Origin of the sequence: Donghicola sp. (assembly GCF_025210255.1) — a bacterium.
Taxonomy (GTDB): Bacteria; Pseudomonadota; Alphaproteobacteria; order Rhodobacterales; family Rhodobacteraceae; genus Donghicola; species Donghicola eburneus.
This window is the reverse complement of sequence record NZ_JAOARZ010000026.1, coordinates 120,201-134,114: the sequence shown is the minus strand read 5'-3', so window position 1 is coordinate 134,114 and position 13,914 is coordinate 120,201. Positions and strand designations below refer to the sequence as shown.

The following is a 13,914-nucleotide window of genomic DNA, read 5'->3' as shown; positions in this document are numbered from 1 at the left end:
CGAAACTAACAAGTCAGTGTCACCAGTTCATCTGCGCACAAGGTCAATTGCAGAGCAATTTTCGGCACATCCGCCGTCCAATCCGAGCGTCTGGCATCCAAAGGTGTGCCGCAAAGATGACCCCAAACTCTCGGTTCGGATCACAACGTCTACCTAAGATGATAGCAACACCTACCTGACCGTCAGGGCAGATGCTCTTGAAGGATCGTCTTCAGTTTTTCGATAGAGAGTGGTTTCGGCAGATAAGCGGTTGCCCCAACCTCCTCGAAACGGCGTGTGTCATCCCCGACAACCGCCGCAGTTAGCCCGATCATGGGCAAATCAGGATACTCTGTCCGAACCGCTTGGATCAGCTCATCACCTGGCATTTCCGGCATAAAGAGGTCAGTCAACAACAGGTCCGGCGGATCGGCTTGGATCCGCGCCAGCGCAAGGGCGCCGTTTTCAAAGTGCTCAATGCTGCCGAAAATGCGCCCCAGCTGTTTGAGCGTAATCTTGGCGACAAGCATGTTGTCCTCGGCCAACACGACGCGCAGGGTTTTAAGCCGTTCGTCGAAATCTTTGTCAGCAGCTACGACAGATTTCGATCGGCCTGCAGGCGTCACGACCTCTGGCATAACGATACGGTAGCCTGCACCCCCCATCGGCGAAGGGAAATAACTCAGCTGCCCCCCAAGCAGTTCGATCATTTGCTTGGCAATGAAAAGCCCAAGACCGCTACCATCCGCCTGATTGCGCGCGTCCGCGCTGCCCCGCTCGAAGGGTTGGAACAAGCGCGCAACATCGTCGGGCGGAATACCAACGCCATCGTCAGTGATTGTCCAACAGACTTGGGTTAGGTTGGTCCCTTGAGGGCCGTCATCAGTACGGCGCTCGTAACCAATGCAAATCTCGGAGCCTTTGGAATGGATAATTGCGTTGCGCACCAGATTGCCAAGAACCTGTTTAAGGCGTGACACATCCCCCATAATCGACCGATCCGCGCCCTCGCCGAGACAGATATTGATCCGGAAGTTTTTGGTCTGCGCCATCATCCGGTAGGTTGATGACACCTGCTCGGCCAGTTCGGCTGGGACGTAGGGGCTGATCTTGATCTTCTGATTTTTCTCTGGATTCACTGCTTGGCGCATATCGTCCAGCACAGTTAACAGCTGATTTGATGCCTCGCGCATCTGCGGGCGCAGCTCTTCGACATCCTCGCCGCGTTCAAGCTCTGAGATGAGCATTGAGAGGACGGAGGCCGGCGTGCGCACCTCGTGAGACACGATCGAAAAGAGCTGGTTCTGACGCTCCTGGCGCAAAGACAACTCCTTCAGCGCATTCGAAAGCGCCTTTTCACGGCGGTACTCGTCGGTGACTTCGATCAGCAGGCCGTAGACGATACGTTCTTTCCAGATGCTGTTTTCGCCCCACAAATGCAGACGGACAAGGCGCTCTTGCCCCTCGGAAAACGTTCGAAGCAGCGGCACAACCATAGTGCTCGTCTCGTCGCTTCCGGCAACAAACGCATCACGGACAGCACGGCGATGATCCATCGCGATCGTTTCGATAAAAGCATCCAACGTGGTTTCGCTGGGAAGCCCGAGCAGGGTCTGGCCCGAAACCTCGATCCGGAAGCTATTACGAGGGATGTTTACCGCAAAGAGCCCGACACCCGCGAATTCCCGCACCAGAGACAGACGCCGCAAGCTGGCGGAGCGTTGCTCTCTTTCATGGCGGCCCCGCCCGCGCAACGCCATCGTGGCCACAATCAAGAAGAGCGAGCCGATCGAATAAATCTCGAGCAAGGCTGACTCCACATCGCCCGGCGGCGTATCTGTCAGGTATTGGCCGGTTAGCGCCGAATAAATGGTAATGCCACCAATCACGATGACGGGCGCCGCCCCCGCTGGCAGGATCATCGCGTAGACCAGCCCGACAATCGCCGTATCCAGCATCGGGTAACCTAAATACCCCGCGCGGTGCAGAATAGCGAGGAGCGGGAAGATTAGCATCGCAGGAAGGTAACGAACGACCGCGCTCAAACGATCCGTGTACAGCACCGCAACAAAAAACCCGACCACCACTGACGCACCGCGCAGGACACGGTTCATCGAGAAATCGACAAAATTCTCGTCAAAGCCCAAGGCCTTCAGGTCTTGGGCGGGCAAAAGTTGCGCATAGGCTTGGGCAATGTGGACTTGGACAAAACAGATTGCAGCAAAACTGATGGTGATGACCCAACCAATCAGCAAATCTGTGTCATTGGGCCGGAACATACGTCCAATCCGCCGATAGACAGAGCGGGCAATCACCCCAATGACCAAGCCCGCGATCAGGTTGGTGATCAGGAAGAAAAGGATCAGACTTGGGGTGACCTCTGGCATGACCAACCAGATCGGCTTGCCCGTAAAAGGCAGCACAAAGGGCACGAAGTACATAAAGCACAGCGCCGCAACAGGAACCCAGAGCAGGTGCCTTGGGTACAGCAACAGTCCCACGCAGATCGTAAACAGGCAGACCTGCGGGCTAAGGTTCACTGCGATAGTATTGGGCCCATGCAACGCGGACCCGTAGGACATGAAGACCGTCCAAAACAAGATCACAGCAAGATAGACCAGTGTCATCCGGACCGGGTAGGCACGGATGCTCTCGGTAATCATCCGGATCTTGGAAATTTCGAAGTCGCGAAAGACGAAGCCTTGGTCACGGGACAGTTCGGCAGCGCGCGCGAGACTCATGACCTGCGCGCTGGCGCTGAATTGTTCGGGTGCTCCGCTTTTCACAATTGACCCCACGACCTTCACGTAACTCAAGCGGGCTCAGATCGCAGGTTCCCCTTCGACCCGACACGCTCAAGCGCATCGCCCTAACACTAGCCCACACAAACGAGAAAACCGTTGACCGCTCAATTTATCTTCGGGCTGAAAAACCAGTCCGAATGGGTATCCATACACCCAAAAGAGTAGACTTGATGCTACTTAACACCGCGAAAATCGCAAGATACCGTTAAACGCCTTGATCAAATGGCGCGAAGCTAGCGCTGGCAGCGCGGCGCCATCGCTGCAGGTAACCAAACCGACCGTCGTCCTCGCGCAGCAGAAAACCCTCTGGCATATAGGGATAGATTTCCTCGCCCGTGACCATGTTGCGCTCTTTCTCACGCATCATCAGGTGATGCGGCAAGAAAGACGAGGGGTGATCCAAGCCCGCAGCGCCAGCCATGTCGCCCAACGCCTTGAGCGTGTTTTTGTGAAAGTAGTAAACTCGCTCTGCCTTGTCCGGCACGACAAGCGCGCGTTGACGCCGGGTATCTTGGGTCGCAACGCCCGTCGGACAGTGATTGGTGTGGCAAGCCTGCGCCTGAATACATCCGACAGCAAACATAAACCCACGCGCTGAATTCACCCAGTCCGCCCCAAGCGCGAGCGCCTTCGCGATGTCAAAAGCGTGGATCAACTTGCCCGAAGCGCCGATCGCGATCCGGTCACGCAGGTTCACACCACGCAGAGTATTATGGGCAAAGGTCAGCCCTTCTACCAAGGGCATGCCCATGTGGTTCGCAAACTCCAGCGGAGCCGCCCCTGTGCCGCCCTCTTTGCCATCGATGACAATGAAATCCGGCGTGATATCCGTTTCGAGCATAGCGCGGACGATACACATGAACTCGCGGCGGTGGCCAATACACAGTTTGAAGCCGACAGGTTTGCCGCCCGACAGTTCGCGCAACTGCTGGATAAAGGCCATCATCTCAAGCGGCGTACTAAAAGCGCTGTGCGACGCGGGCGATATGCAGTCTTTGTCCATCGGAACGCCGCGCGCCTCAGCGATCTCAGGAGAGATTTTTGAGGCAGGCAGCATCCCACCCTGCCCAGGCTTGGCACCCTGGCTGAGTTTAATCTCGATCATCTTGACCTGATCATCGGCCGCGACTTTGGCGAACTTATCAGGATCGAAGTTGCCCTCGTCGTCACGCACGCCGAAATAGCCCGTGCCGATCTCAAAAATCAGATCGCCTCCGCCCTCGCGGTGGTAGCGGCTAATCCCGCCTTCGCCAGTGTCGTGGGCGAACCCACCCCTCTTTGCACCTTTGTTCAGCGCGGAAATCGCATTCGCTGACAACGCGCCAAAGCTCATTGCAGAGATATTATAAACCGACGCGTCATAAGGCTGCGTACACGCAGGCCCACCGATTTTGACGCGGAAATCCTTGTCATCGATCTTGCGCGGTTGGATCGAGTGAGTCAGCCACTGATATCCCGCAGCATTCACGCGCTGCTTGGTGCCAAAGGGGCGCTTGTCCTCAACGTTCTTGGCCCTCTGATAAACGATCGCCCGCCCCTCACGAGAGAAGGGAACCTCATCTTCGTCGCTCTCGACGAAGTACTGTCGGATTTCAGGGCGAATATCCTCGAGCATGAAGCGAATGTGGCCGATGACCGGATAGTTGCGCAGAATAGCGTGCTTGGTCTGAAGCATGTCCCTAATACCAACCAGCGTCAGACCTGCGAAGACCAGCGCAAGCAGTCCCAGCCAATTCACCCAGACCGCGGCGATTGCGAAAATCAACGTAAACGCGACGCACAGGGCGAAGGTCAGGAATCGGATCCACTGGGACATCTTCGGGCACCTTTCAGCTGCTCTGTTGATGCCATTAGTTGATCAACTGCTCCGAGTCTTCAACCACCTGTTTGCCCGCGATTACGCCATGCTGCGTGCTGCACCCATCCTGACAGGTCGTGCACGCGTTGACCTTTTCTTGCGGCGCACAAGTATTTCTTGCCGCCTGAGCAGCCCCATCGCCAGACCTGCATGGGCAAAGAATACCACGTCAAGGTTCGGATAAGGTGCTGACATCATCGCTTGGATCAGGAATCCAATGCACGACGCTTGCAAGCCCGCGATCACAGCGGCTGTATGCGTGTCTCGCTCTGACTTTGGCGGCCGGGCGAGCAAAAACTGCGCGATAAATACCAGATACAACGCAGTTCCAACGATCCCGATGTTTCCTAAACAAGCATACAGAAAGCTGGAGGCGCGGACACTCCCGATTCCCGCCCCTAGCCCGTAGGTGTCGATCATCGCAGTCAGAGCCTGCGTGTTCCACATCATACGCTCAACGCCGGAATCGCTGGACATTTTGGTCAACAAAATCTCGTCCAGCATCCCAGAGAGGATCGGGTTCAATGTAAATAGCATGATGAAAACGATCATCATCATGGGCACCGCCACAATCGTGGAGATGTAGATCAGGAGCGCTCGGCGCGCCTTGAACATCGTGCGGAAGTGCCAGAGGAAGTACAGCCCCAGAAAAGCAATCAGCGCGAGATAGGTCGAACTTGAGGTGGAGCGAATGATCAGGGCAAACATCAAGAGCGCTATGAGCCCGCTCTTCCATGACGTTTTGTCCGAGAACCAATAACGCATCCAGTAAGCGAAGAGCCCCATCGTGTAGAAGCCAAAGGCCGACGCCTCGGCAAAGCCGCCTGCGATCCGCTTAATGCCCATGATCCGCTGATCATCCAGCATCGCCATGTTCGAGGTCCGCACCACATCAAGCAGGTCGTTGAAGCCGACCGCGTGCGAAGCAACGTCCAAAAACGCGAGCAGCACGTTGACCCAAGTCGCCAGAATCATGCCCTTGTGAATCTGCATCGCACTGCCGTGCTTGCGAAAGAGCGTGGTAAGGATGACAAAGGCCGACATGGAGATCATGAAGCGGATCGGCTGACTGATGTTCTGCGTCGTTGGCTCGAGGGGGCGAAGCCGGAAGGCCATACCCCAATCTGGCACTTTGACCAGCATGAACACTTCTGTGTCTCCTCGAAAGAAGCGCGGCATGAAAAACGCACTCAAGAGCGACACAATCAACAAAAACAGCAGGATAAAACCTGGACGGCCCGGCTTCAGTGTGGCGAAAAGTTCGGAAAAACCGGTCGGAAACAGCAGGAGCGACGCCCACATCGCCATGATGACGAAGTCTGCCATGTAGATCGACCCAAGGCCGGAGACGTTCATCGCCGCCGCCGCACCCATCGGCAGGACCAAAAACAGACACCACAAACCTTTAACCGGTCCGCGTACCATGATGTAGAGCAACATAAACAGCGCCAAAGGCGTTGTGGCGAATACCTGCATAGCAAACTAGCCGTCGATAAAATGACGCGCCGCAGCGACACGAAAATTACTAAATCAATGCCTTTTATCTAACCGAATTCACCAAATTCGCAACACACATTCATACGATTTATCGCTTCAGCCCCACGGTCACCCTATGTCGAGCGCTTAACGATACCACCTCTTTATGATATTTTTTCTTTGCTTGATCGAGGACCCAAACACCAACACTATAAGGCAAGTATTTTAACTTCTTTTATAGTAGAGTTTTCCAATGCATTTTTTCAAAAACATTACCGCCGTCCTTGCATCGACGGTATGTTTTACCGCGAACAGCCTGTATGCACAGGAAAATACAGCGCCCCTTCTGGGAATAGATGCAGGTTTATTCTTGGTTCCCAGCACACGCGTGATCGAAAGATTGCAATCGCTTGGCATCAACGATTTGCGAGATAACACCGTTTGGGCTCATATCGAAACCGAGAAAGGTAAGTACAATTTCGGTGTCGATCAACAGAAGGGTGTGGATGAGTTAAACCGCGCGGGTCTCGCTGGATCGCTCATCATTTGGGCAGACAATGCCAACTACGAGGACGGAAATACCGTTTTGAAGTCCGAGGGAATCGACGCGCTCGCTGAGTTTGTGTCTGCCTACCTCGAACATTATCCTGACGTGCGGTCTATCGAGATTGGGAACGAGTTCAATTCTCCGAGCTTCATTTACGGCCCGATCAAAGAGAAATCCGCGCAGGAATTAGCCGCAGTGCAGGTCGATTACCTAAAGGCGCTGAACGAGCACGAAAACGTACGGAATACGCGGATCATCGGGGCCTCGGCTCACTCGATCGCAAGCGCCTATATCTGGGAAATGTTGGATCTAGGGGCAGCCGATTACATGGATGCCGTCTCAATCCACACGTATACAACAGAGCCGGAGCATATCCCGGCTGAGCTTTCTGTCCTACGCCGCCACCCCAAGATGAAGGATATGGACATCGAAATTACCGAATTCGGGCAGCGGGATCTGGCCAGCGCACCAGACTTTTTTTGGCGGAACTACTGCACAATGGCAGCCTCGGGCGTAAAGCGTGCAGTCTGGTATCCCCTGACGCAGCGAGGGGACAACTATCCACCGGTGCTACAATCGGACATGTCGCTGACTCCGCTCGGACAAGCCTTGACCTACGCGCATACGAAACTTCAAGGCAAGCCAGTAGAGTTTTACCAGCCTGATCCTTTTACCTATGCCTGTGTTTTCGGCGGCAGTGACGCGGTGATTTGGGGCGCCCCGCGCGATGTGGCGATCCGACGTCATGACATGCAGCCGCGCCGCGGCGATATGCGTGAATATGATCGCGAGCTAGAACTGATGCGGGATCGTGTGATCTTCTTTCACACTGACGGCGCACCGATTGATCTGGAACTGGACATTGATCTAGGAGCGCAACCGGTCGTCGCCGACAGCTACTACCAGTTTTTCCGACCCGCAGAAGGAGAAAACGCACGGACCGCCGACGGTGTCGAAGGTTTCCGCCGCTATCTGCTGGTTGGATCTGATGACCGGATCGTGGACTTGGAAACCTGTCCTGGCCAACAACGCGGCGGCGTGCCGTGGCGTCCGTACCTCTGCACGACAAAAGAGCCGAACCTCTGGAACTTTGCGTGGCTTCCAACGGGCTTCAACATCGTCGGCGGCGAAGATGAGAACATGCGTGTCGTCTTGGAGCACATCTCGGAGAAAGAGCAGATGATCAACATCGAGACCGACGTAAAGCTGAATATGCTGTCATCGAGCGGAGTCACTCTGGACATCATTGTCGCGGGCGAAACCAAGGTATCGACGGTTGTTTCTGGCAGTGATCAAAGCAGCTTTGGCCCCTATGCCGTCCCCGAAGGCAAGGAGGTGAAGGTGATCTTTGGTCCGTCAGAAATGCCGCAACTCTACAACGGTGATTTCCGAGTCAAGCTGGTGAACCCGCTTTGCGCATGCGATCAAGAATGAAAAAGGGGCGCTGGCGGTTTCTCCGCTGGCGCCCCACTTGCGAATAGTGCGTTCCTAGCCCCTGCGCGCACCTAGCTCGAAAATACGCTCTGGATCGTGGCGCCCCCGAAGGACATCGAAGAAAGCCAACCAATTGCCTTTCGCCCGTTCCTTGCGATTGATCCAAGGCTCTGGAAACAATATCTTTCCGTGATTTGCCAAAACGTTTTTACTCATCAAAGTAAGGCCGAATTGCAGCGGCAAGGACCTCTTTCGCATCAAGTACACGGGGTTGGCGATCTGACTATACCCCAGTAAGACGCCGCTCGTTTCACGGCCCGACTTCGTCCCACAATGCACGCCAGCTAGGTTTCCGAGACGGATTTTCTCGCCGGCCAAACGGTAGGAAAAGTCCGTATCCTCTTGCCAGCCATACAACGGCAACCGAGGATCAAAACGCACCGCGCCAATCGAGCTGCAACGATAGGCCATGTTGCACCCATAGAGCCCAACAAGCTTGCGTTGAGCGGCCATGGCCGTCGTATCTCGCGGCTTCGCTTCATACGCCTCTATCAGTTTCCGCGCCTCGGATACGGAGACCCCTTCGGTATTGATTCCGTCTGCCAAGGGCGTACCGGTCAAACCCGCGGCGTCCTGGAACCTGCTAAAGCCACTCTCAAGCACCTCCAGCGCATCCTGAGCGGGAAGATAATCATCATCAATAAAGAAGACCGCATCACACTCGTTCTGAATCGCGTCCAAACCGGTGTTGCGCTGTTTGGTCAGCCCCTTGGGAGAATACAGTACCTGAATCGGAAGATTGTATTGCAACGCGCTTTCGGGCGGCAAATCTTCGGGTTTCGTCACAACGATCAGAACATGACTGGGTTGCTTGGTTTGACGGGCGATAAAGGGCAGCACCGACTCGATGGCCTCGGGACGACCGACGGAGCAAATGATGACTGAAATTCGCATATTTAATCGCACTCGTGTTCATACAAAAACGGCGCGAGCGTAAGGGGATGGACGCCCGCGCCTTGGGTGTGGTCGAAGGAGATTTAGGACTTAAACACCAGTGCGTTTTGTAATCGCACCAATCGTATTGAACAGGATGATCGCATCTTGCACCGCAGACACCTCGCGGCAGTAACGCGTATCCAACGCCACACGTTCGTCATAGCTAATGTCGTTCCGGCCCGAGACTTGCCACAGGCCAGTTACGCCTGGACGCATCATCAGATAGGCCCACTGATGAGCGCCGTAGCGCGACAATTCATCAGAGGTCACGGGACGCGGGCCCACCAAGCTCATTTCGCCGCGCAGAACATTCCAGATCTGGGGCAGCTCATCGAGGCTTGTTTTACGGATGAATGCACCCAAACGCGTGATCCTCGGGTCGTCACGCAGTTTGAAATCCCGTTCCCATTCGGCGGCTGCCGCAGGATTATTGGCAAGATGCTCGCGCAGGCGCTCTTCGGCATCCGGCACCATGCTACGCAGCTTCCAGCATTTGAAGATTTTGCCTTCACGGCCCACACGTTTGTGGCCAAAGAAGCCAGGTCCGCCGTCAGAGCGGATAATAAGATACAGCAAACCGATGATCGGAAGCAGCATAGGGAGGAGTAGGATTGCCAGAATAATGTCGGCGACGCGTTTCAACGCACCTTCATATCTCAGGAGATAGGCGACACCGGACCCGGCAGGTCCCCCGCGATTTCCAGCTGAAGTAGAGGTATTTGTCACAATGGCCCCCGGTTAAAGTCTTGTTTTATAAAATCTGGCGAAACGTTGCCGCGACTCGCGACCTAAGTCTTTGATGGCCAAGGAAATGATGGCCTGAAAAATATAACTTGATAACTAAATTACATATTAATTGAAACTTTTCCATGAAATTTGTCAAAATTAGCACATAAATTCACAGAGCAGACTCAAATCAAACACAATCAAAATAATAGCAATGGGCACCATATAAATTCAAATTTTGCAAATTACCATATAGCTTATGCGTAATCGTATTTCTGGGCATAGCTATCAGGATCTTCCCTAACATCGACCATGGTCATCACAAGGCCAATATTGTTCACACCAACGTTTTCGAGCGTATCGAGCCCATATTTAACCGATTTCTCAGAGGTATGGCGCCAGCGCACAAGGTACAGCACCCAATCAACCACAGTGGCAATCTGCAGCCCGTCAGACACCGCTAGGATGGGCGGTGCGTCAATTACCACCACATCGTAGCGCTCTTTTAACTCTGCCACCATATCACGAAGCTGCTCTCCATTAACGCCATCAGCCATAAGAGACTGATGTTTGCCCGCGCCGGTGATATCAAATAGAGTTTTCTGCCCCTTGATGATTGCCTCATCAATTGTGATTTCACCTTTAAAGTAATTCGATAGGTCGACCATTTGGCCTTCGGTGAATTCTGCCTGCAACGTGCCTCGGCGATTGTCCAAGTCGACAAGGATTGTCGAGACACCTGCCATTGCGCTGGCGTGCGCGAGCGCAACAGCGGTAGAGGTCTTCCCCTCGTCCGGTGCCGACGACAAGAGAAGGTAGCAATTCTTGCGCTGCCGTGTGGCGATCGGCAAAACTGCCCTCAACTGCCTGATCCGTTCATTCAGCAGGTGATAGCCACGGCTATTCAATAGACCGACGACGTCTTTAGGAGAAGTGACCTCTGCGCGGGGCAGCGCGCTCATGACAGGCAGACCTGTCGCGCTTTCTAACTGACGTGCAGTTGCGAAGCCCCCACGGGTCATCTCGATGATCAACACTGCGACCAATCCTACTGTCATTCCGATCGCTGCGCCAAACACGGTCAACAGCTTCACGCGCGGGGACGAGGGCACCAGTGGGAAAGAGGCCGGGTTGATGACCTTTGCGTCAGCTCTCTGAATTTCGACCTGCGCTTGTGTCATGCCAAGGCGGGTGAGCATTTCATCAAATCGCAGCCGCGCTGCCTCTGCCTCCCGCTCAACTTGACGAAGGCGCAGAGACGAGTTCGATAAGTTAGAGAGCTTGTCTTGCAGGTCCGATACGTCTTCGCTCAGGGACAGCTCGCGCGACGCCAGTACATTGATGCGTGTCTCATAGCCTCGCATAATGTTGTCGACTTCTTGGGCTATGCTCGCGTCAATCTCTGCGATTTCTTTGGCGATATTCCGACGCGTTGGGTGGTTTTCACCGAGAGCCGAAGAAAGCGAGGCATCTTCGCGCAAAAGCTCCTGACGTGCTTCTCGCATCGCCTTTACGTAGGGCACATCCAGCGAATCCGCGACCGCGACTGCGCCTTGCGCGTCTTTGAGTAGTTGGGTCTGTCGCAAATTTGCAGATTCGGTCGCGCGTTCAGATCGCGCGAGCGCGAGTTGCTGGTTCAACTCACCCAGCTGCTGCTCAAGAACATCTTCAGACGCACCGCTAGACTGGAGGACTTCGCGTTTGAATTCCTCGACACGCGCCTCGGCGGCCAACACTTCTTGGCGTGCGACTTCCACCTGATCAGACAACCAGCGCGTCGCGTTGCTTGCAACCGCCTGACGATCATTCAGCTGATCGGCAATGTAGACCTCTACAAGTGTGTCAGCGACAATAGTTGAAAGCTGCGGATCAATTGTCGTCACAGAGACTTCGATCACATAAGATTCACCAACACGGTAAACATTGATCCCGTTCTGTAGCTCTTCGGCGACGAATTTAAGGCGTTGCTGATCACGCGACACGATACTGTCGTCAAAGTACTCATATCCATCTTCGCCAGCTAGTATATCAAAGCGATCCAGCCCTATGCGCTCTACTGCTGCACTCAGTAGTGCCATCGACCGCAGGACCGTCACTTCGCTTTCTAGCAGCGCGTCATCCAGCTTCAGATCGCCAACGACCTGTTCTTGCATAGAAACAAACTGCTGGCCCCGTGTGTCCAACATGATGGTTGTGTGCGCCGTATATTTCTTGGGCTGCATATAAGCAGACAGGAAAAACACAACAGCAAAGCCAAAGATACAACCAAGGATAATATTCTTACGAACCCAAACCGACCGCAACATGCGGCTCAAATCTGCCCGATCATCTTCTTCCGGGCGAATGAAATCTGAGTCGCCCATGGCTCGTCCAGCAACCTGCGCCGAAAAATGTGGGCTTTGGGTGCCAAAATCAGTCATAAATAGAAACTCCAAAAATGCACGATTGTGCACTTATCCGAACAAATACACCTTCGGGTTACGGTTAAAGAACATGGTTGCGCCACGGCTGACAAGAGCGCTATCTCTTAATTATCACAATTTTTCCTCTTTGGGCGCCTTTCCTCTCCCGCCCTCTTTTGTTTCCGTAAGATATATTATCGGAGTGATATTTTGCTCTTTAGTAAGCTAAAGTCATCTTTTGCAAAAACAGGTGGCACAGCCGCGATATCCGTTTTTGGCCTCGCATCTCAACAAATTGCATCGTTTGTTATTACCCTATTAGCTGCAGGATTTCTGACAGCGGCCGATTACGGCACCTACACCATTGCTATTATCGCAGTTGAGTTTGTAATTATGCTGACTCACTGCGGATATTTTCATTTCCTCGTCAATTCCGAGAAGGACGAGACTGCAGTTTTGTCGACTGTCTTTTGGATCATGTTGGCAATTGGCTTAGTGGGTGGCGCTGCCATGTATCTAGGCAGTGAGTGGCTGGCCCGACTCTTTGATGCGCCCGATCTCGCAGAGGTTCTACGCTATTTCGGGATATTCCAACCGTTTGTTTCAATCATAGGTTGGGCTTCGGCGGTGCTTACGCGCATGGGATTAATGAAGCGGTACTTTCTCATTTTGATTGCAGGAAATTTGGGCGGACTTTTGGTCGGTTGCATTATTCTAGTTGTCTGGAAGTCGCTTTTTGCATTGGTCGCCTATCGCGGTATCCGCACCCTGTTAGAGCTTGTCCTATTTGTCGCAGCATGCCCCAAGCGCCCTACACTCCGATTCGATCGTAAGATTGCTTACGAAGGTCTGCGATTCTCCAGCGGTCTCTATGGCTCTAGATTCCTGTCTTTTTTGGCCAATTTCGGCACGGACCTGATCCTTGCCTACGCGCTTTCCACGACTGAGGCTGGCCTTTACCGCTTTGCCAACAGACTGGCGACCGGCACCGTGGACATCATCGCACAGCCTTTGCGCAGCTTCGCCATCAAGCTATTTGGCGCCGCGTCCCGCTTTTCTCAACCTCTGGATCCGATCTTCAAAATCATGCTCGCTGGCTCTGTTTTCCTGACGGGCGGTTTTGCGATCGCAATTTCAGCGTTGGGCGGTGGATTGATTGAGACATTCTTCCGCCCCGAATATGCAGCGGCGCTTGGAACCCTCTATGCTTTTGCCCTTCGGGCAGTCGCGCGCTCTGGCAATGACCTGATCGAGCCGGTTTTCGCAGCCCGACGCTCGACCCAAGTGACACTGCACACCAACCTCGTCTGGACCACGTTAATGCTGGGGACGATTGTCGTCTTTGCCCCCATGGGGTTTGAGACCATCGCGTGGGCGCAGGCGGGTGTCCAGATCCTCTCCTTTATCGGGTCCTTGCTGGTGTTCAAATACTGGGGTCGGATTGATCTGAGCAGCGCAATGCCGCCGCTTTTCATGGGCTTAGGGCTGCTTGGCGTCTACGGGATCGCTGTCATCACTGGGATTTTCGCGATTGGCGCGTTCGAATTTAGCCAAGAAATTCGCTTTGTTCTGATCACGTTGGTCACGTTGATCCTCGCAGCGCCGACAATCTATATCGGCATCCGCTCAAGTGTTCTTGAAATGAGCATTTTTGAGTCGCGCTAAAGCCTATCGGCCATCAGCTGACGCTGG

Annotated in this window: 8 protein-coding genes; 2 read left to right on the top strand and 6 right to left on the bottom strand. The window is 54.0% G+C overall.

All coding sequences use genetic code 11. The features are described 5' to 3' along the window. Positions 1 to 182 precede the first annotated feature (182 nt). The 3 genes from N4A58_RS12785 to N4A58_RS12775 form a co-directional block, all read right to left on the bottom strand. Positions 183 to 2,765, bottom strand: a complete 2,583-nt coding sequence (locus tag N4A58_RS12785; protein WP_293710167.1) for a hybrid sensor histidine kinase/response regulator — start codon at positions 2,763 to 2,765, stop codon at positions 183 to 185. Positions 2,766 to 2,988: 223 nt separating this feature from the next. Beyond that, positions 2,989 to 4,599, bottom strand: a complete 1,611-nt coding sequence (locus N4A58_RS12780) for an FMN-binding glutamate synthase family protein (protein WP_293710165.1) — start codon at positions 4,597 to 4,599, stop codon at positions 2,989 to 2,991. Positions 4,600 to 4,680: 81 nt separating this feature from the next. Further along, entirely contained in the window at positions 4,681 to 6,117 is a 1,437-nt protein-coding gene (locus tag N4A58_RS12775) for a hypothetical protein (RefSeq protein ID WP_293710163.1), read from the bottom strand. A 253-nt stretch (positions 6,118 to 6,370) separates the two neighbouring features. Between N4A58_RS12775 and N4A58_RS12770 the strand changes: the two genes are divergently transcribed. Continuing rightward, on the top strand, positions 6,371 to 8,098 hold the full coding sequence (locus tag N4A58_RS12770; protein ID WP_293710161.1) for a hypothetical protein: 1,728 nt from the start codon (positions 6,371 to 6,373) through the stop codon (positions 8,096 to 8,098). A gap of 54 nt (positions 8,099 to 8,152) precedes the next feature. Here the strand turns inward: N4A58_RS12770 and N4A58_RS12765 are convergent, their stop codons facing one another. From N4A58_RS12765 to N4A58_RS12755, 3 genes are all read right to left on the bottom strand, one after another. Beyond that, positions 8,153 to 9,052 (bottom strand): glycosyltransferase, encoded by a 900-nt coding sequence (locus tag N4A58_RS12765; protein ID WP_293710159.1) that lies wholly within the window; start codon positions 9,050 to 9,052, stop codon positions 8,153 to 8,155. A 90-nt stretch (positions 9,053 to 9,142) separates the two neighbouring features. Next, on the bottom strand, positions 9,143 to 9,736 hold the full coding sequence (locus N4A58_RS12760; RefSeq protein ID WP_338060991.1) for a sugar transferase: 594 nt from the start codon (positions 9,734 to 9,736) through the stop codon (positions 9,143 to 9,145). Positions 9,737 to 10,077: 341 nt separating this feature from the next. After that, positions 10,078 to 12,183 carry a polysaccharide biosynthesis tyrosine autokinase gene (locus N4A58_RS12755; protein ID WP_293710157.1) on the bottom strand — a complete coding sequence of 702 codons (2,106 nt, stop codon included), beginning with the start codon at positions 12,181 to 12,183 and terminating at the stop codon, positions 10,078 to 10,080. A 249-nt stretch (positions 12,184 to 12,432) separates the two neighbouring features. Between N4A58_RS12755 and N4A58_RS12750 the strand changes: the two genes are divergently transcribed. Continuing rightward, a complete protein-coding gene (locus tag N4A58_RS12750) occupies positions 12,433 to 13,887 on the top strand; it encodes an oligosaccharide flippase family protein (protein ID WP_177218618.1) in 1,455 nt (484 codons plus the stop codon). Positions 13,888 to 13,914: the final 27 nt, after the last annotated feature.

Excerpts from the sequence above, each read along its gene's own strand:
- N4A58_RS12780 (WP_293710165.1), bottom strand. The coding sequence starts at position 4,599 with ATGTCCCAGTGGATCCGATTCCTGACCTTCGCCCTGTGCGTCGCGTTT.
- N4A58_RS12775 (WP_293710163.1), bottom strand. The coding sequence starts at position 6,117 with ATGCAGGTATTCGCCACAACGCCTTTGGCGCTGTTTATGTTGCTCTAC.
- N4A58_RS12770 (WP_293710161.1), top strand. The coding sequence starts at position 6,371 with ATGCATTTTTTCAAAAACATTACCGCCGTCCTTGCATCGACGGTATGT.
- N4A58_RS12765 (WP_293710159.1), bottom strand. The coding sequence starts at position 9,052 with ATGCGAATTTCAGTCATCATTTGCTCCGTCGGTCGTCCCGAGGCCATC.
- N4A58_RS12755 (WP_293710157.1), bottom strand. The coding sequence starts at position 12,183 with ATGGGCGACTCAGATTTCATTCGCCCGGAAGAAGATGATCGGGCAGAT.